We start from the raw sequence: 19,894 nt of genomic DNA on the forward strand, positions 1-19,894 counted from the left end.
ATACTGGCCCTTGAACTCATAAATGGTCAGATTCGGAACTCAACCCTTAAGATTATTTCACGTAACGTTTGAGGCCGTTGGGGGTAAATAAGTTGTCTTTGGCTATCTCACCGTCATAGACATTGCCTCTGGGTGCCTCATTTTGTAGTCCCATCACATGGTATTCTCTGGCATTCAGATCATGAAACACATTGAGCACGGGAAAGGTTCCTGGCATGTTGTTATCCTGCATCAAGTAGGACAAGCTGACACGAAACAATTGACCTTGTTTGTCGTATTGATCAGCGATCACCACCGACCATGAATCCTCATCCAAATAAAAATCCCTTTGGCTGTATAGGTGCCGCCATTTTTCCTTCAGGGTGGCTCTGATGACCCAAACCCGATGTAGCTCATAGCGGGTATGTACTGGGTTAATGTGGCCATTAGTTAAGATTTCCTTATAAGTTAAATCGCGGTTACTTAAGCGGTTGTTGTTGTATGGGATATATAAGGTTCTTGGTTCCAGCATTTGCCAGTTGAAGCGATCCGGCGAACCATTGATCATATCGGTGTCATCGGCGGTCCTTAAACCACTGGCTGAACTGACCGGTTGGTCGTAAGAAACATTAGGTGCCCTCACAACACGGCGGCGCCCTTTGTCCCAAATCCAAGCAGAACGGGGCTGCTGGATCTGATCTATGGGTTCCAGCACCAAACCGCCACCGCCTGATAATTTAGCCGGTGCAGTGGTTTTGGAAATAGCAGAAAACAGTCGATTGGGGTTTTTGTTGTCGGGGATGTAATGATCAAATTTAATCAAGGATTCGCGGCTGGATAGTGAAATCACACCTTTGTCATTGACTATGGCATCACTGGCAAAGTTCTCTAACTGCAGCCCGCGCCAACGTGCGATGTGATTGAAATAGACTTCAATAGCGGACTGGGGGATGGGAAAAGGAATACCGGCCTGGCTGTTGCTGAAGCCGGTTTTTTCTGTGTTCAGTTGCGCCGTTGTGGCATTGCGTTTGGTGTTTTCATAAACCTCATTGGGTGCAGAAAACGTTCTTCTGCTGGCATATATCGGCATGCTAAAGGTTTCAGGATAACTTTCAAATAAAGCCACTTGACCTGCCGTTAAATGGTTTGTGTGTTGTTGGTAGTTGTCTTTGGTGATGGTAAACAAAGCTGTTTCGTCTTCATCAACAGGATTTAAATCTGGCCAGGCCGGAATGCCCAGTGCTTCATCACCAGCTCGGGTGGCACCCATTGGCGTCAGCGCTTTGTCTAGCATGGCAGCTTGTTCGATGGTGACTTGGCTGAAGGCAGCTTGCGGTGTGAGCAGACAAAATATGGCCAATACAGTGTAAGGTTTCATGCTTTTAGTTTACACCCTCATTTATCAGGGTTAAAGCGCATCTCAATTAAATGTGATTCAAAACCTGATTTTTCATAGGCTTTGATGGCGCGTGGGTTTTTGGCATACACATGCAGGATGATTTCACTGATGCCTTGTTGTTTGAACCAACTTCTGATGGCATCAATCAGGGCCTGGCTCACGCCTTGTCCACGATGGGCTTTTCGCACATACATGAAACCGATGTATCCTAGGTGACTGGTTTGGAAAAAGTCTTTGCGGGGTCTGATTTGGCCATAGATACTGCCTATTATTTGAGTCTGATTTTCCGCAACGAGCACCTCTGTCTTTGGGTCTTCTAAGTATTCAGCTATGGGATAATAACTGATGGGTTGGTCTTGAATCATGCTGGGATCCATAGGCCGCTCAGTGGCAATAATCTTCTGTTCAAAATCTAATAAACAGTTCAGATCCTCTACACGTGCCCGCCGTATGGAGTGGTTATTGGTGTCTTTCATTGCATCGATTTTACTAGAATTCAGCGGACAGCAGATGAATATTTTAAGCCGCAGGCACATCTTGTTAAAGCTGTTTGTACTTGCTACTATGTCTGTGTCATATATTAAAGGGGAAAACAATGCACAATCAATTCAATGTCATCAACTGTCTGACGACTTTTATTTTATTGTCAGTCATCCATTCTGTCTCAGCCGGTGTTGATGTCACTTACGACTTTGAAAACATAGGCAACGGCAACAGCAGTTTTGTTTCATCAGGCCAAACATTCACAGTCAGTGCTGAATTAGTTGGTATAGATATTGCTACTTTTGGCTCTGATTTAAACGGTAATTTAGGTACCTCAGATGGGTATTTAGATACCGGTTTTGAAACTTCAAATGTTGGTAATGTTGGCGGCATCAATGCGCCTACAGGTCAAACCTTCAGGGCACAGCGTTTTGATGTGTGGCCCTCTGAGAATCAAGGTGGCGTCGTTCAGTCAGCAGGTGCTTTGGTCCGTGTTCTGGGTTTCAGGAATGGGCAACAAATCATTTCAGCTGATGTGGCTATGTTTGATTACGGCCAACAAACCGTTGCCAATGTCAGGTGGCACCGCATAGACTTATCAGCAACGGCTTTCGGTGCTACGGATATTGATTCTGTTCAGTTTGAATTGCTTGGTAACCAAGACTACATTGCTGTTGATAATTTTATTTACAGCGACCTTCAGTCCGCTAATAATTTGCCCACCATTTCAGGCAGTGTGTCTAACCAAGCTGTTAACGATGATGCCACTATTCTGGCTTTTCAAAACCTTCTATTAGGAGAGCCTGATGGTGAAGATGTGGCTTTAACGGTCACTCTGAATAACAATGCCAATGGCGTGTTCACACCTGCCTCTTTGGCAGCCTCTGGTTTTGTTGGCAGCGGACCATATAGCCTCTCTGCCAGAACGGCTGCGCAAGCCCAAACCGCTATTCGTTTGTTGGCTTTTGACCCCACCGATGACCAAGTGGCTCCAGGCCAAGCGGTTACTACTGTATTTAATGTAGCCAGCTTTGATGGAGTGGGTACAGTCAATGACAATGGCACTTCTGTGGTTGCCACATCGATAGATCAGGCTCCAGTGGCTGTGGCCGATGCCGTGACTGTATTAGAAGATGCTGGCGCAACAGTTATCAATGTATTAGGTAATGACACCGATGTCGATGATGGTCCCATTGAAGTGAGCAGTGTGAATCAGCCCAGCAATGCATCAGTGACCAATAACACCTCATCATTGAGTTATGCTTCCAACGCTGATTACTGCAACGATGGCAATGGTACAGATGATTTTACTTACACCCTCAATGGGGGCTCAACGGCCAGCGTGTCGATGACAGTGACTTGTGTCAATGACGCGCCAACCATTTCAGTGTTGGGAGACATCGATGCCACGGGTTTGCTTGATGCCAACAACCAAATTCAACTGGCCGGTTTCGTTGATGATATATCTTTCGGTCCCGATAATGAATCTGGACAAGGGGTTTTGGGCTTTTTCCCTAATTGTGGCAGCGATCCCAATGATGTGATTGACTTTATTGTGGTGGATACACAAGGTGAGTTGACCATTGAATTCACGCAAAACTTAGGCACTGCCCAGTGTACTTTAACCATGCTGGATAATGGTGGCACCCAAAACAATGGTAACAACACATCTAACCAGGTGAACTTCAATGTCAGTTTAACCGATGTCATTTTCATTGATGGTTTTGATGGTGATGAGGCTGTGTTATTGGAAATACAGATCAAGTCTGGTGCCTATGAGGCATTGAATTATGATGCGGAGACTGGGAGGCTGAATTTTGCTGCGCATACACTGCAATTACGCCAAGACTTAAACCTGTCATCACAACAGGAAATGATTACAGCTTGGATGAGGTCGTTGATTGAATAATGACCATCATCCGCTTATACAGAGCATTAAAAAGGGCCGCGAAAGGCCCTTTTTTATTGTGTTTTCAACTGGCTGGTATTCAGCCCTCTGGTTCAGCCTCGATAACTTGGGTGGCATAATCATGATAAACCGCCTCAAACTGTTTGGCCATGGTGTCAGGGAAAACATGAAAGGCACCAGTTGCCAATGACTCGACGATGCCGTCAGCCACCACATCTGCCGGATCGGCCTCATCAAAACCAGCCTGCTTGGCCATGTCTGTGGCAATCGGTCCGGGGTGCACCGATAACACTTGGATGCCATCATTTGCCCAAGTTTCTCTCAAACCTTGCGTCAAAGAGTAGGCCGCCGCTTTGGATGCCGAATAGGTGGTGAATGAAGCGAAATTCTTAATTGAAGCCACAGAGTTCAATTGTACGAAGGCGGCTTCGGGTTGTTTTTTAAGTATCGGTTGGTAGGCTTGGGCCATGCGCAGCAAGCCCAAGGTGTTGATGTTGAATTCATATGCCAGTGCTTCTTCGGCATTGGGGTCGTTGGCATCAGCTTGTTTCAGTACGCCGGCATTATTGACCACAATTTCAGCATCAGGTGTTTGTTTGGCTAAGTTTTGAATCGCTGCTTTATCAGCCACATCAACTTGAACCGCCGCAACGCGGTTGCCATACTTTTCTTCCAGTTCTTTGACTGAGTCTAAATCACGAACTGCCAAATACACTTTCTTGGCTCCGGCTTGTAAAAATATTTCGGTGATGCTGCGGCCTATGCCTCTGTTTGCGCCGGTTACAACCGCTGTTTTATTTTTTATTTCAATGTTCATTATGTGCTTCCTTTTGGGTTAAACTAAATATGTACCGTTCGGTATGATTGCAATAATATACCGTTCGGTATAAAATGGTCAAGTCTTTTAAATGATTTATTTTTATGCCAGCAGGTAGACACAGAACATTTGATGAAAAACAAGCTTTAGAAGCAGCGATGCGGGTCTTCTGGCAAAAAGGTTATGCCGGTGCTTCGCTAACAGACTTAACCCATGCCATGGGTATCAATAAGCCCAGCATGTACGCAGCCTTTGGCAACAAAGAACAGTTGTTCATTGCCAGTTTGCAGAATTACCTCAATGCCTATGCCAGCAGCCATGTTGATTGCTTGAAGCAAGACAACCAAACATTCAGAGCACGTTTGCGTGGCTACTTAATGAGTATCATCCACGGTCAATGTGGTGCCACAGCACCCAAAGGATGCTTTATTTCTGTGAGTATCTCAGAGTCTATCAGTGATGATTTCCCAGCTGCAGCGAAAGCCCAAATTGATGCCATGAAATTGGTCGGAGAAGGGGTGTTATTGGACTTTTTTTCTGCGGCTCAATCAAATGGTGAGTTAGCTGATGATCATGATGTATCGGCTTTGACACAGTACTTCATGGGCGTTATGCATGGCACTGCCGCATTGGCCAGAGCGGGTAAAAGCACACAACAACTGACCACAGTGGTCGAAACCTCATTGAAAGTCCTTTAGTCACGCAAACTAACAACATGAAAAGTCAGTTAAAGCCTCACAAATAACTTGGCCGAGGTAAAACTGGCTTAAGCACCAAATATTTTTAAAACTTAGCACGCATAAAAAAGGGTTGATACTTTCACGGCATCAACCCTTCACTTGGTTCAACAGTAAGTTGGTTTAATGATGCGACAGTGCCAATAGTCTCTTGCGACCGAACCAACCCATTAATAACAGCATGATCAACAATGACCAAGTACCCAAGGTAGGTACAGGCCTGACTTCACCGACGCCAACCAATGTCGGATCGCCAGCCAGCGGGGTGTTGGGGTCATCAGTTAATACATCTGCAAAATTGGTACCGCTGATGGTACCTTGATTAGAAATGATTTCACCCACTGCAACATCACCATTGATTCTGGCCTGGTAACGAATCAACACATCACTGCCGCCCAGGTTATTGATGTTGATGGGTAAATCGCCTATGTCTACAATGATCGTGGCATCGCCTTGGTCACTGCCATCAATGATGGTGCCAGCACTGGTGCTTAAGGTGCCGCCAATCACTGTCAGATTAGGGTCAACATTGGTGGTGAAGACGACACCAGTTGCGGTTGGGCCATTGTGGCGTATAGCCACTTCGTAAGTGATGGTATCACCGGCTGCCGCAGGGGCATTGACAAGCGCCGTATTTGAAGCAGTCACTTCAGGATCATCATCGATGATGGTACCAACAGCACTGCTGCGATCCAGTGTGACGCCAGCCACAGTGACATTACTTAATGCCAGCTCCAAGGTCTCATCACCTTCGAAAGCCATATCTGCTATCACAGGCACCTGTACTTGCAGGGTTTCACCTGGAATCCCTGCAAAGTTCAGGGTGCCGCTGACAGCGGTATAATCTGAACCTGCTGTGGCAGTCACATTGACCGTGTTGTAATCAACACTCACTGCATCTTTCACTTGTGAGCCCAAAGTGACATCAAAGGTTAATACAGAATTGACGGTATTGCCCTCTGTGTTGCTGGCATCAGTGATGGATATGCTGGAGGAGTCATCATTCAAGATGGTGCCTGTACCTACCGAATCACTCAGAGTAACACCCCTGCCTGCGTCATTTAAATTGTTCAGAATCACATCAAAGTTTTCATCACTTTCAACCGCTAAATCTCCGTTCACCACAACAGTAAAGGTTTGGCTTTCGCCAGCTGTGCCGGCAAAGTTCAAAGTGTCGCTGTTGGCCACATAGTCATTGGCGGCGACAGTGGCTGAACCATCAGCACTGGCAATGTCTATGCTCAAGGCGGTATCAACCGCATTATCTAAAGATACCGTGAAGGTGTAATTGGTGGTACCTGCATTGCCCTCATTGCTGGTGACATCATCTATACTCAATGCTGCCAAGTCATCGTTGCTGATGGTGCCAACGGCTTGTGCATCGCTGATGGTAACATCAGGGCTACTGATATTAGATAAGTTAACAAACAATGTTTCATCCAACTCTGTTACGGCATCACCATTGAGTACCACAGTGATGGTTTGTACTTCACCGGGCGAACCAACAAAGTTGAGGGTGCCATTGTTGCTGGTATAGTCACTGCCTGCAGTGGCGGTGTCATCGGCAGTGGCATAATCGACGGTCAATGGGTCTTTGACCAAAGAGCCTAAAGTCACATCAAACACCAGGTTAACTGTACCCGAATCACCTTCTGCGATGGTGGCATCACTTATGGAAATACTGGCGCTGTCATCATTGACGATGGTGGCGGTGCCAGAATTATCAGCGATGGTCACATTGCGCCCACCCAAGCCAGCCAGATTGCTTAAAGTGGCGGTGAAGTCTTCATCTGTTTCTACTGCGGTATCACCATTGACTGGGACTGAAAAAGTTAAAGTTTGGTCAGTGCTGCCATTGAAGTTCAGGGTATTACTGGTGGCGCTGTAGTCATTGGCTGCCACAGTGGCAGTGCCATCTGCGGTTGCTGCATCTACATTGAAAGCAGCATCTACTGTGCCATTCAAAGAGACCGTGAAGTCGAAAGCCGTGGTTCCCGCATTGCCTTCATTGAGGCTGATGTCGTCGATGCTTAAGGTGGCGGTATCGTCGTTATTGATGGTGCCAACACCCAGGTCATCGGCCAAAGTCACACCGGCCACTGAGGCATTGCTGATGGTGAGATTGAAAGTTTCATTCAATTCAACCACCGCATCACCCAATACCGAGACATTGATTTGCTGCGATTCGTTGTTGTTACCAACAAAATTCAAAGTACCTGCTGTGGTGGTGTAATCGGTGCCTGTTGCCGTGCCATCACTGGTGGTGAAATCAACGCTCACACCATCTTGTACCGCGCCAGATAGGGACACGGAGAAGCCAAAGGTTGTGGTTCCCGCATTGCCTTCTGCCAATGCCACATCAGTAATTGACAGGGTTGCACTGTCATCGTTGTTGATGGTGCCTGTGCCGTTAGCAACGGCTAAGGTGATGTCACGACTACTGGCAACTAAATTGCTTAAGTTGACAGTGAATGCTTCATTGGCCTCGACCACGGCATCGCCATTGACCACAACAGAAATTGTTTGCGTTTCAGCAGCATTGCCAGCAAAGTTCAAGGTGCCGTTGTTGCTGACATAATCGCTGCCAGCTGCAGCTGTGCCATCGGCCGTAGCGGCATCAACACTGAATGCGGTATCCACTTGGTTATCCAAGGAAACGGTGAAGGTGAAATTGGTGGTGCCTGCATTGCCCTCGGTTAAGCTGACAGAATCAATGCTTAAAGTGGCTGCATCATCATTGGTGATGGTGCCACTTGCAGTGGCATCACTGATGCTTATTGAGGGGTCACTGATGTTGCTCAAAGTCACATTGAACACTTCATCAAGTTCAGTGACTGTATCACCACTGATCACAACACTGACGTTTTGAGTTTCGCCATCGGTGCCAGCGAAATTTAAAGTACCGCTGTTGCTGGTGTAGTCTGATCCAGCCAAAGCCGTGCCATCGCTGGTGGCAAAATCAATGCTCACACCGGTGTTGACATCACCCGATAAGGTCACAACAAAGTTGAGGTTGCTGCCGCCACCGTCACCTTCAGTGATGCTGGCATCAGCAATACTCAAGCTGGCCACATCATCATTGAGGATGGTGGCTGTGCCGATTGCAGTGCCAATGCTGACTGGTAAACCACCGGCTTGCAGATTACTCAAAGCGGCGGTGAAAGTCTCATCGTTTTCTAAGGTGGTATCACCATTGACATTAACGCTGAATGTCACGGCTTGATTTGCATTATTACCAAAGAAAATCCTATTGCTGGCTGTATTGTAGTCACCTGATGCGGTTGTGGCCGTGCCATCTAAAGTGTTTACATCAACGGCGAAACCACCTTGCACCTGACCTAGTAAGCTAACAGTAAAATCAAATGTCGTGTTACCTGAATCACCTTCATTTAAACTGATGTCATTGATCGAAACTGTCGCTGAATCATCATTCAAAATAGTGAGCGTGGCACCATCAGTGATGTCAATGTTTCCGCTACTTACCGTAACGGGAGACAAGCCACTCATAGATATTGAGACAGTTTCATCGTTCTCCACTTTGGTGTCAGCGCCGAGTGTCACAGTCAAGGTCTCCGTTTCACCGGCAGTACCAGCAAAGGTTTCGGTGGCCGAGGTCACAGCGGTATAATCAGCATCAGCCGTGGTGGCGGTGCCATCAGCGGTTGAAACATCCACATCAAAACCACCGTCAACAGCATTATCCAAAGTCAATGTGATGGTGGCAGTGCCTGAGTTTTCATTGACTGCCACATTGGCAATGGTCACAGCCGCAGAATCATCATTATTGAGCGTCAGCGTGGCGCCATCAGTGATGTCAATGCTACCCGAACTGACTGTGACAGGCGATAGACCACTCATGGAGATGGATACAGTTTCATCGGCTTCCACTTTGGTGTCACCGCCAAGTGTGATGGTAAAGGTTTCGGTTTCACCAGCGGTACCAGCAAAAGTCTCGGTGGCCGAAGTCACGGCGGTGTAATCACCATCAGCCGTGGTGGCGGTGCCATCAGCGGTTGAAACATCAACATCAAAGCCGCCGTCAATGGCTGCACTCGAAGTCAATGTGATGGTGGCTGTGCCAGAATTTTCATTGACCGCCACATCGGCAATGGTTACCGTTGCGGTGTCGTCATTGTTGATGGTGCCTATACCTTGGCCGTCACTGATACTGGCGCCAGCAGAGGGTGCTGACAAGTTGACTGTCAGAGTTTCATTGGCCTCAACCAGGGTATCCCCATTGATAACCACATTGACGGTTTGGGTTAAGTTGCCACCGTTGGTAAAATTAAGGGTCCCAGAATTACTGCTGTAGTCACTACCGGCAGTGGCTGTGCCATTGGCGGTGGCGAAATTCACACTGGCCGCCGAGGTGTTGTTGCTGCGGGTCACGGTGAAACTCAGGTTTGAGGTGCCAGCATTGCCTTCACTCAGCGACACATCATTGATGGAAAATTCAGGTGGTACAATCAAGGGAGTGAGTCTGAATAGTTCATCACCTATACCAACACCATCGGCAGAAAACAACATGGAGGTTAAATAAATAATTGGCCCGCCATTTTCATCGGTGACAGCAATCGGAAAGCCATCGGCCGCAGCACCGTTTAAGTCGATTAGTCGTTCATAACTGGAACCAGCAGCATTGAGCTTGAACATTTCACGACCGGTGCTACTTTCCATCACAGCATATAAGTCATCAATGAATTTAAACTGAAAAGTCAGGTTGGAGTCGCCTGCAGCAGGCGGATTGGCGTTGGTGATTTGTGATTGTGTTGCACCAACCAAGCGGAAAGGTTCGTCGTCACCACCAACGGTTGCTCGTCCTTCATAATAAATGTTGCCTTCATAAACCGTGACATTAGATGGTCTGAATGCAGTGGCGCCCGGCACTGGTTCTAATATGTTGTTATCGGCACGCAAGCGGTACAAACCACGATCAGTGGCAGTCACATCGACGCTCATCAGTAAATCACCACCAAAAATAATTAAGTCATCGTTTTCATCTTGTAAGGGATTTGGGAAACCGTCGTCAATCCCGTTGAAATCACTGTGCCGGTTGTAGGTGTTGCTGGCGAAATCATATTCAAACAGTTCACGCCCTTGGTCACTTTCCATCACCGCATACAAGCGATTATTAAAGACGAATTGATCGGTCAAGTTAGAATCTCCAACCCGAGGATTGGCATTGGTAATTTGGGTTTGGGTGCTGCCAATCAGTCTGAACGGCTCGTCATCACCGCCTACCGTAGCTCGACCTTCATAATACAAGTTGCCGTTGAAGACAGCCAAATTAGAGGGTCTGAATGCAGTAGCACCTGGTACTGGCTCCAGCACATTGTTATCCGCTCTGAGCCAGTGAAGCTGACGGTCTGTGGCAGCCACGTCAACACCCATCAACAAGTTGCCATTATAAATAATCAGATCACCATTGGCATCTTTCAGCGGAATCGGAAAGCCATCGGCTGCCCCGTTGAAATTACTGTGTCTTTCATAAACCTGTGTGGTGGTGTTGTACTCGAACAGTTCACGTCCTTGGTCACTCTCCATCACCGCATACAATCGGTTGTTAAAAACGAACTGAGCAGTCAGATTTGAGTCATTGGCTGGCAGTGGGTTGGCATTGGGTATTTGTACCAAGGTGGTGCCATCAAAGCGCCAAGGCTCATCGTTACCACCAGCGTTCATGGCTTCAAAGAATAACTCGCCATTGAAAACAGCGCCTGTGCCCGGATCACCATCACCAATGCCCGGCGTCATCTCGGTGTATAACACCAGTTCAGTTGGAGTGGCGTAGGCCTGCAATGACGCCCACAGTAAAACCACGAGCGTGAATAATTTTTTTGACATAGTAATCTTAGATGTTTTGAATAACATAAATTCAGCCCCTTTATCTGAAAATAGTTGAAAAGAATAGTGTGTACAATTTTGTTAAAATATTGTAGCAGGAATCAGCAATCACCGTGACTGTTTTCTTGACTTCTTTCACTTAAAATTACCAAAAAATGCATACTATGGGTATATGAGCATAGATAATAAATTCAATAACACCAACCAAGCCAAAAAACTAAAAAAGCTGATGAATTGGTATGGGCCCTACTTGGGAGCGGGAATTAAACTCGAGCACATCGCAAATGACTGGAGTGAAATCACCGTCTCAATGGACATGCGTTGGTACAACCGCAATGCCGTGGGCACGCATTTTGGTGGCTCTTTGTACGCCATGGTTGATCCTCATTACATGCTGATGTTGATGAAATTATTAGGCAAAGGATATATCGTGTGGGACAAAGCCGCATCAATTGACTTTATTAAGCCGGGCCGAGGCAAGGTTACTGCCACCATGCAAATAAGCTCAGCAATGCTCGATGAGATCAAGCAGGCCACTGCGGATGGAGAAAAATATTTGCCTGAATATGAAGTGGTCATTTATGATGAACAAGGCGAGGTCGTGGCTCGGGTCATGAAAACCTTGTACATCAGAAAAAAGCAAGAATAACTTTATTTAACTTGGCTGATTTTTGCTTGCCATTTTTCTAACAACAATTGATCTTTAGCTTTCCAGAAATCTTTGGCCTGTGTTTTAAGTTCTGACATTAAAGTGACTGCTTGAATCATTTGATCTTCATGAGCCAGCCATTGAGCCTTAAATTTATTAAATGGATAGACAAAGCGATCGCGATTTTCTATACGATCTAACGCATCTCTAACTGTGTTTCTATTAAATGGATTTGTTAGATCATTAATCATTAAACCAATGATGACTTTATTGATGTTATTAGCAAAGCTGATATCTCGAGTAGCCATATAGGTATCTTCTAATGCCATGAGTTTTTCAATCGCTTGTTGGATAAAACCTTCTTTGAATAAAATATGGGAATCAATAGCCATCAATTCATTATCTATTGACTCGGACAAAGTGGGGTAGGCATTTAGGTATTGGGCTTTTTTTTCTTTGCTTTGAGCCGTTGGAAGCATAACTGCATTTAAGTATAAATCCAATGCTATTGCGTATGGCGCGTCTACTGGGTAGTCTTCTGGATTTGGCATTGTGATTTCCAAAAGCGAGTCGACAGTTGTTCTGGCGTGTTCAAACAAGCCATGAGCAATCGACATATCGGCCTCCAAAATAAAGGCAGTGACTTTGGGTTGTAGCGAGGCATATTCAATACTCAACTGATTCAAGGCATCAAGGCTCTTTTGGGTGGCTGATAAATCTCCTAGTTCATAATGAACCCAACCATAGGCGCTCCAAAAATTAACCAATGTTCTGGCACCTTCGACTTGGTTTAAGTATGGTTTGGCTTTTTCTAAGGCCAGTTGAGCCTCGCTAAATTGTGCCAAATAGGCATGCACATCTGACCATACCCGATAAGAAGATAATAGTCCTTCACTGTTATTACTAAGCTTGAAGTTTTTTATCGCCAATTGAATCATTTCTATGGCTTGTGGCTCCATGGAAGCTTCATTTAAGGATACCGCTAAATTATGTTGGCGCACCCCAATTACATCAGGTGAAGGATCAAATTTTTCAGTCAAGGCCAATAACTTCTGCCCCAGGATGACATCGCTTTTATCATCAATACCTTTATAGTCATTCAGTACCAACTGGTTGTTCATGTTATACATGATGACATTGATGTTGTGACTGACTTCAGCTTGTTGCATGGATTCATCAAGTATGGTTTGTGCTTCATCCAAGCGATTTAAATAAATCAGGTTTTTAACTTGAATCGGTGCTAAATTTAGGCGCTTTTCATCGTTTAACTTACCGGATGAAATCAGCGTGTTAATTAAACCAAGGGCTTTTTCGAACTGGCCTAATTCAGTTTCAACATCAGCCAAGGTAATCCAAGCAGGGAAAAAGTCAGGATCTTGCTCAACCGCAGTATTGAGCAGAAGTTTGGCTTTATCATATGATCTCGATTTGGCGGCAGCTAAACCTCTGAGGTAACTTTCCATAACAAAGTCTGTAGCTGTTGGCTGTTCCTGTTGTCGGTTATTTATAACTTCAACGGATATGTTTAATTGTTGCAAGGTCCATGTTTCGATTTGCTTGAGTAACAGTGATACAGTAGCGGCTTTTAGTGAATTTTTAGCCACAATCTGTTGTTGATTGCGCAACAATAGGTTGGCGATGTATTGGTTGCCTTGAGTTTGATTTTCAACCATCAAGACGTATTCAATTCCCGGCATTTGGCTGAGCTCTATGGCAAAAACATCTTGATCACTTTGTTCAAACCAGCTGTTTTTAGGTTGAATGGTTTGAATTTCCCGGTAGTCTAATAAACGATTGGATAAATAATTCAGTCCGCCAACATTGAGCCAGTCGTTGTTAGTAAATGATGGGATAATGGCCATGTTGATGGTATCTGTTGATTGCCAATCAATTTGTTTCTTGTTTTGGCTTTTGTTCAGTTGCCACAAAACCAGTACCAAAGCAAAAACTATCGATGCCACTACCCAAGCCGTATATTGATTGGATTTATCAATTGGATCATTGTTAACGGTTTCAATATGCAGCTCACAAGTGAAACGAATTCCCACACCACGAATAGTTTCAATGAATTGGAAATCATCGTAATCGGCCAGTAGTTTTCGCAGTCGAGTGATTTGTTTATTCAAAGCCGAATCGGTGACTATTTGATTGGGCCAGACTTGTGCAATCAGGTTATCTTTCTCAATCACATCGCCATTGGATTGAATCAATGCCAACAACAGCACATGATTTTTTTTGCTGAGTTGAATGACTTGATTGCGGTAAGTGAACTGGTGCTGACTGGGTGTGAATTTAAAATCCAAAAATGAGTAGGTTGTGGTTTTTGAATCACCAGTCATGCGCCTTTATTACTCCCAATTAATAAAATGTCAGCCAATTGTCTATTAATTGTCTGGTATTTGTCCTGCTAAGTCAAACGCCACCCATAGAATTAGAAACAGCGATGCAAATTGAGTTGCCTGTGAAGTTTATCAATTAAACCTTTAAGCAACTCTAACATGCATATTTCAGTTAATTATCTTTTCAGGAGAGGATCAATGAATCTTATAAATAGACGGTTTATTTACCCAGTAAACATCAAGTGCCTCAATCAACAGAGGTGCAAAAAAAATAGCCATTTTAGATGGTTATTAATGGCTTTGATAACCAGTTTCGCTGTTGTTAGCCATGCCGAAAAAGTGAGTGCCAATGAATTAAACCAAGCAGGCACATTAAACGGACAAATTGGTAGTCAGTTCAATATGCGTAAATCAGTCATCGCCAGTGGCCAACAAGCCCAAGGTGAAGGTTACGTTATTAATGGTGCCATAGGTCAGCCATTAACCGGACAATCAGCCGGAGGAAACTTTCAGTTGAATGCTGGTTTTTACCGCGGTAACCGTGATCTTATTTTTAGTAATGAATTTGAAACATTTAATTTTAATTAAGGAGTATGAATATGAAACAAGCGCACAATAAATTAACCCCAAGAGTCATCATCCAAGCTGTTTTTTTTAGCTTGATTTTAACTGGTCAATTAAGTTCAGCGAATGCTGGCACAGTTGAGGTGGGTACACAGTTCACGTTCCAAGGAGAATTAATAGACAATGGCTCTCCTGCTAATGGTGAATATGATTTTCTATTTCAATTATTCAGTAGCAGTGTAGGTGGCTCGCCAGTAGATTTTGTCAGCGTAGAGGATTTGTCAGTCAATGATGGTTTGATCAGTGTTGAGCTTGATTATGGTGATATGCCATTTGATGGTGATGAAAAATATTTGCAAATCAACGTCAGGCTTGGTGACAGCTCTGGCAGTTTAACACCCTTGGTGCCTAGACAAAGAATCAACGTGACACCTTATGCAATACAAGCTGAATTTACTGAAAATAGTAGTTCTCCTTGGGTCGATGTAAGCGGTGGTATTCAATACAGTGATAATGTTTATGTTGGAAGTGCTGTATTTTCTGACTCATTATTAACATCAGCTGCTCCCAGTAATGTGAGTCCATTCAGAGCCAGAATTGGTGGTTCTACTCGCTTTGAAATTCAGGAGAATGGTGGTACTTCAATTGGCTCTTTTGATCCTGCACCTGCACAAGGTCTGTTTGTTGAAAGTGATGCCAAACAAAGTCTATCAGCACATGGTTTTGTCAAAGCAGCAACCAACATAGAATGTGCATCAGGGGTTAATGGTGGTTCACTCAGTTATTTTAATAACGTCAATGATAATGATTTTACCACCAGCCAAAATGGCGCTGGTGGTGGATGTGTTATTACTGTGCCTTTCGATATCAGTAATGCTTTTTTTACTGTCAGTGCTTACGATACTGGAGGGGTAAATGTTTTTGAAACTGTGGTGGCCAGCTGTTCGCCCATTTCGAACAATGAACTACAATGTCAACTACAAAAAATTGGAGCCAACACTGCGGTCAGTAACGGTGTGGTTCAATTGGCTGTCTACTGATGTGTTTATACTATTACTGATAGTAAATTCCTTTTGATTGTAAAGTCCACCAGTTTTTTGCTGGTGGATTATGTTTTAGTTACCTGTATTTGTGGCAACTTAACATTTAAAACAAAACAGTTGTTGTAGAATATTGTTCATGAGTCATAAAAAAGACATTTCAATCACCATCAATAATCAAACCCATCATTTCAATGGCAATGACATGGAGAGCATGCGTAAGCTGCCATGGTCTGAGCGCAAGGCGTTGATAGCGCTGTTAGAAAACATCAAAAAAGCTGAGTATGTTAAGTCAGTCAAAACAATTGAAACAGCAGATGAATCTGAAATAAGTGAATCAGAGGCCAGAAGCCATGAACCAGTCAGTCATCCAAAAATGAAAAAAGCCTCGGTTGCCTCTAAAACACAGCATAAATTGGATTCACCAATAAAGTCTTCGAAGGCGGAGGCGGATGTTGATGATTTGATGAATCGTTTGATTGTTGAACAAAAGCAGACCCGCAGTTCAGTGCCTGATAAGTCTGAAGTTTATAAGTGGTTGTTGTTGATTGTGGTTGTTATTTTTGTGTTGGCAATGGTTTTTTAAGCCATAAAGTGCTGAGAGTTTAGGGTGGTGCGTTGAGCCAAACTTCAGTTTGACTCAACGGCAGTGACTTGCTGTTTATTTCAAATACTCATCCAAGAAAGATAAGTACTTATTACTGGCTTCAATGCGGTTCTCTTTTTTACTGAATCCATGACCTTCATCATCAAACAATAAATACTCAACGTGCGTTCCGGTCTCGCGAATGGCTGCTACCATTTCATCACTCTCAACCTGCAACACCCTGGGATCGTTGGCACCTTGTACCACCAGCACTGGTTTTTTCACTTGGTGACCAAAAAATACCGGTGAAATGTTATAAAGACGCTCTTCATCAGTTTCTGGGTCGCCCAATTCATCATACAGAGATTTTCTGAATGCTTCCCAGTAAGGCGGGATGCTCTTCAAAGTTCTGACCCAGTTGGTGACGCCGAAGATGTTCACGCCGACCTCAAATTCATCGGTAAAAGCCATCGCGGCCATGGTTAAATAACCACCATAACTGCCACCCATAACACCAATTTTATCGGCATCAACCCAGTCTAAGGTTTGCAGGTATTTTTTGTTATACACCACGTCTTTTAAATCGTGATCACCATGCTTTTTGTCATCCAAATGAAAGAAAGTTTTGCCGTATCCACTGGAACCTCGGTTGTTGATTTTAAATACCGCATAGCCGTTATTAACAATGTGTTGGGTCAAGGCCGAATAGCCAAAACGTGACTGTCCGCCGGGTCCACCGTGAATGAAAATTAAGGCAGGTACTTTTTCTGTTGCCGCTTGTTTGGGTTTGTATAAGATCCCTGGAATTTCTAAACCATCAAAACTGTTAAAGCGTTTAACCTCGCCTGCAACCAAGTGGTCTTCATCAATATTAGGGTTACCAGTATCGGTCAGTCTTTTGGCTGCAGTGCTGCCCAGTTGATAGGTATACAGGTTGGATGGCGAGGTGTCAGAATTAAGGTAAAACACCATGGTGCTCGAATCGTCGCTGAAATTAACACCGCGTAAATCGCCCGCTGGTAAGTTAGGGATTTTAACTGTTTGTTGGGTTTCGGTATTAACAATGTCTAACACCGTTTGTGCATCTTGATTGATACCAGTAACGCGGTATTTCCCATCGTCTGAAAAATAGGTAAAACTGACATCCCAATCTGCTTGGTAACTGACGCTGTGAGATTGGTCAGACAAGTCATAAGCCATGGCTTGGTTGAATTCACCCATCGCATTGCTGCCATAGATTAAATGTTGGCTGTCTGGGGTGAAGGTGTAGATACCATGTGCCACGTCTTTATCAGCACTGCCAGCGACCATCATGGCTGCGGCTTGATCATCATTCAAGTCAACCAAGTAAATGTCTGAATCGGCATTGGTGTTGGTTTTGGACAAGGCCAGCCAACGACCGTCTGGGCTGATGCTACCGAGTTGATAGCCGGTGTCATTCTGATAAATCAATTCACGGCTGTAATCGCTCACTGCGTAACGATAAAGGTCAAAGAACTTAGGATCCCGTTCGTTGGTCGCAATATAAAAATGCTGGTCGTTCTCATGCCAACCAGCAAAGTTAGCCTTCAAGTTATCACCGGGGGTCAAATCAACAATGCTGCCATCCAAATTGCGCACATAAACATGGTCTAATTCATTGCCACCCTGGTCGGCGTTATAGAGTATGCGGTCATCATTTGGGAACCAACTGTTGACAAAAATCGATTCCTCAATTGAATCAGTCAATGCCACTTTACCGCTGCCATCCAGAGCCACTTTGTAGGCATTGAAGATGCCAGATTCATCACTGCTGACTAAAACCGCTGAGCGGTCGTGGTTAATGGAAGAGCCGAACACTGAAGTGGTTTTGAAAAAATCTTCAGCAGAATAGGTTTGAAAATCATCGCCAGCGGCTTGCTCAGCCACCATGGGTTGTTTTGTTTGGCAGGCAGCCAACAAAACAAACGAAGCAATAAATAAGAGATTGAATTTCGCAGATTTCATAAAGTGAGCCCAAAATTAGTGAGCAAATATCTTGCCTGTTGCGACTTTATTTGTCAATTTACTGCGGTTTTTTTGACTCAAACCAAAAAGTCACTGGACCATCGTTGACCAAACTGACCTGCATGTCAGCGCCAAATTGGCCGGTTTGTATACTTAAATCAGTTTGCTGAGCCAGTTTAACCAATTCATCGAAAATGAACTGGCCGTGCGCTGGTGAGGCGCCGCGTGAAAAACCGGGTCTGTTGCCTTTTTTGGTCTCAGCCACCAAGGTGAACTGTGATACCAGCAGCAGTTCACCCTTGATGTCATTCAAGGACAGGTTCATTTTTCCAGCGGCATCTGGGAAGATGCGGTAGCGACAGACTTTATTTAAAAGCTGAGCTGCATCGGCCACTTCATCGTCACGTTCGACACCAACCAAAGCCAATATGCCCTGGTTGATTTTGCCGACAGTTTCACCGTTGACATCGACTTGCGCTTGCTTCACCCTTTGAATCAAAATTTTCATAACAGTGCATGTTAGCAGATGAAGTTCAATGTGCCAAAGAGAAAGCATCGGGCTGGTGTTGATTATTGGGTTTTGTCATTGGTGAGCGTGCAGGCGGGCTTGTTGCTGAATGTTTCAGACTATATAATGAATTAATCTTAGCTATAACAATAATACTTCATGTCACTAGAAATTGGACCTTATGTAGTTGATGTTGAAACAGGTCATGTTTCCAAAGCAGGAGAGAGGGTGAAATGGGGCATTAAGGCCAAACAATTGTTTACACTGCTATTGCAGAACTCACCCCAAACCATCACCAAAGAAACCATCCTTGCAGAGGTTTGGAAGGGTCGGGTGGTGACCGAAAACTCACTCTATAAAACCATCAGTAAGCTGCGTCAGGAGCTCAATCCAGACGGTATAGAAATTGAATCCGTGTTTGGCGAGGGTTATCGCATCATGGCAACCAGCGCACCCATCAAACAGAAAAAAACTGGAATTCTGGTATTTAAAAGGTTCGATGTGATATTGGCTGTTGGCCTGTTGTTGGTGTTGTCAATTGTTGTGTATCGTTGGATGAGTCATAATCATTTGGTTTCACAAATGGTGGCTTTAGATAAACATTTGGCGGTAACCAAACAAGCCTTTATCAGTCAAATATACCGTCGCAATGAATTGGGTGATTTGCTCAGTCAACGGTTTGAACTCAGCCCCGATGACTCCTGGGAAAAGCGGTTTTATCTGTTGTATGATGAAATGAATGAACAAGAGTTATTTTTATGTCAACAAACGCGCGCTTATACTGAAGGACCTATTTTTGAAAACAACCAAGCTGTTCTGGCGTTACTGAATAACAACCCCCAAATGGTGTCTTCATTGCCCCTGTCTCAAGAATTAATCAGTCATTTGACCCTGTGGTTGAATAAATATGAGCGCGTGTTTAAAGATTCAAAAAAAATGTGTTTGTTGTATGTGGGGGTTGAGGACGGTGCCAAATACCCGTCCGACTTTGATCAACAACTAAAAAACTGGATTGAAAACCACCAATAAAGTTCTGGTTCAGACCACACACCAA

The 19,894-nt window shown here is 44.5% G+C and carries 14 protein-coding genes; 7 read left to right on the forward strand and 7 right to left on the reverse strand.

The window, feature by feature from the left end:
• Positions 1–52: 52 nt before the first annotated feature.
• Both QNI24_RS04160 and QNI24_RS04165 read right to left on the reverse strand, forming a co-directional pair.
• Positions 53–1,357 carry a DUF1329 domain-containing protein gene (locus QNI24_RS04160; protein ID WP_267175024.1) on the reverse strand — a complete coding sequence of 435 codons (1,305 nt, stop codon included), beginning with the start codon at positions 1,355–1,357 and terminating at the stop codon, positions 53–55.
• Positions 1,358–1,374: 17 nt separating this feature from the next.
• The gene (locus QNI24_RS04165; protein WP_267175025.1) at positions 1,375–1,854 is read right to left on the reverse strand and encodes a GNAT family N-acetyltransferase; all 480 of its coding nucleotides are present in this window, start codon (positions 1,852–1,854) and stop codon (positions 1,375–1,377) included.
• A 119-nt stretch (positions 1,855–1,973) separates the two neighbouring features.
• Here QNI24_RS04165 and QNI24_RS04170 point away from each other — a divergent pair, with 119 nt between their 5' ends.
• Positions 1,974–3,770 (forward strand): Ig-like domain-containing protein, encoded by a 1,797-nt coding sequence (locus tag QNI24_RS04170; protein ID WP_267175026.1) that lies wholly within the window; start codon positions 1,974–1,976, stop codon positions 3,768–3,770.
• A 79-nt stretch (positions 3,771–3,849) separates the two neighbouring features.
• Here QNI24_RS04170 and QNI24_RS04175 read toward each other — a convergent pair whose 3' ends face one another.
• A complete protein-coding gene (locus tag QNI24_RS04175) occupies positions 3,850–4,587 on the reverse strand; it encodes an SDR family oxidoreductase (RefSeq protein WP_267175027.1) in 738 nt (245 codons plus the stop codon).
• A 104-nt stretch (positions 4,588–4,691) separates the two neighbouring features.
• Between QNI24_RS04175 and QNI24_RS04180 the strand changes: the two genes are divergently transcribed.
• The gene (locus tag QNI24_RS04180; protein WP_267175028.1) at positions 4,692–5,285 is read left to right on the forward strand and encodes a TetR/AcrR family transcriptional regulator; all 594 of its coding nucleotides are present in this window, start codon (positions 4,692–4,694) and stop codon (positions 5,283–5,285) included.
• Positions 5,286–5,447: 162 nt separating this feature from the next.
• On the opposite strand, the gene QNI24_RS04185 is transcribed toward QNI24_RS04180, so the two are convergent.
• Positions 5,448–11,168: a Calx-beta domain-containing protein gene (locus QNI24_RS04185; RefSeq protein ID WP_267175029.1), complete on the reverse strand. Its 5,721-nt coding sequence runs from the start codon at positions 11,166–11,168 to the stop codon at positions 5,448–5,450.
• Positions 11,169–11,340: 172 nt separating this feature from the next.
• Here QNI24_RS04185 and QNI24_RS04190 point away from each other — a divergent pair, with 172 nt between their 5' ends.
• Positions 11,341–11,817 (forward strand): DUF4442 domain-containing protein, encoded by a 477-nt coding sequence (locus QNI24_RS04190; RefSeq protein ID WP_267175030.1) that lies wholly within the window; start codon positions 11,341–11,343, stop codon positions 11,815–11,817.
• 2 nt (positions 11,818–11,819) lie between these two features.
• Here the strand turns inward: QNI24_RS04190 and QNI24_RS04195 are convergent, their stop codons facing one another.
• The gene (locus QNI24_RS04195) at positions 11,820–14,156 is read right to left on the reverse strand and encodes a winged helix-turn-helix domain-containing protein (RefSeq protein ID WP_267175031.1); all 2,337 of its coding nucleotides are present in this window, start codon (positions 14,154–14,156) and stop codon (positions 11,820–11,822) included.
• Positions 14,157–14,450: 294 nt separating this feature from the next.
• Between QNI24_RS04195 and QNI24_RS04200 the strand changes: the two genes are divergently transcribed.
• From QNI24_RS04200 to QNI24_RS04210, 3 genes are all read left to right on the forward strand, one after another.
• Complete coding sequence (locus QNI24_RS04200; RefSeq protein WP_267175032.1) at positions 14,451–14,744, forward strand: hypothetical protein; 294 nt, start codon at positions 14,451–14,453, stop codon at positions 14,742–14,744.
• Between the two features lie 11 nt (positions 14,745–14,755).
• Entirely contained in the window at positions 14,756–15,760 is a 1,005-nt protein-coding gene (locus QNI24_RS04205; protein ID WP_267175033.1) for a hypothetical protein, read from the forward strand.
• Positions 15,761–15,899: 139 nt separating this feature from the next.
• Positions 15,900–16,346, forward strand: a complete 447-nt coding sequence (locus QNI24_RS04210) for a hypothetical protein (protein ID WP_267175034.1) — start codon at positions 15,900–15,902, stop codon at positions 16,344–16,346.
• Between the two features lie 75 nt (positions 16,347–16,421).
• On the opposite strand, the gene QNI24_RS04215 is transcribed toward QNI24_RS04210, so the two are convergent.
• Positions 16,422–18,332, reverse strand: coding sequence for a S9 family peptidase (locus QNI24_RS04215; protein WP_267175035.1), 1,911 nt, complete (start codon positions 18,330–18,332; stop codon positions 16,422–16,424).
• A gap of 58 nt (positions 18,333–18,390) precedes the next feature.
• Positions 18,391–18,840, reverse strand: coding sequence for a D-aminoacyl-tRNA deacylase (gene dtd / locus QNI24_RS04220; protein ID WP_267175036.1), 450 nt, complete (start codon positions 18,838–18,840; stop codon positions 18,391–18,393).
• A gap of 159 nt (positions 18,841–18,999) precedes the next feature.
• Between dtd and QNI24_RS04225 the strand changes: the two genes are divergently transcribed.
• On the forward strand, positions 19,000–19,869 hold the full coding sequence (locus tag QNI24_RS04225) for a winged helix-turn-helix domain-containing protein (RefSeq protein ID WP_267175037.1): 870 nt from the start codon (positions 19,000–19,002) through the stop codon (positions 19,867–19,869).
• Positions 19,870–19,894 lie beyond the last annotated feature (25 nt).

Source organism: Marinicella marina (genome assembly GCF_030065545.1).
GTDB lineage: Bacteria > Pseudomonadota > Gammaproteobacteria > Xanthomonadales > Marinicellaceae > Marinicella > Marinicella marina.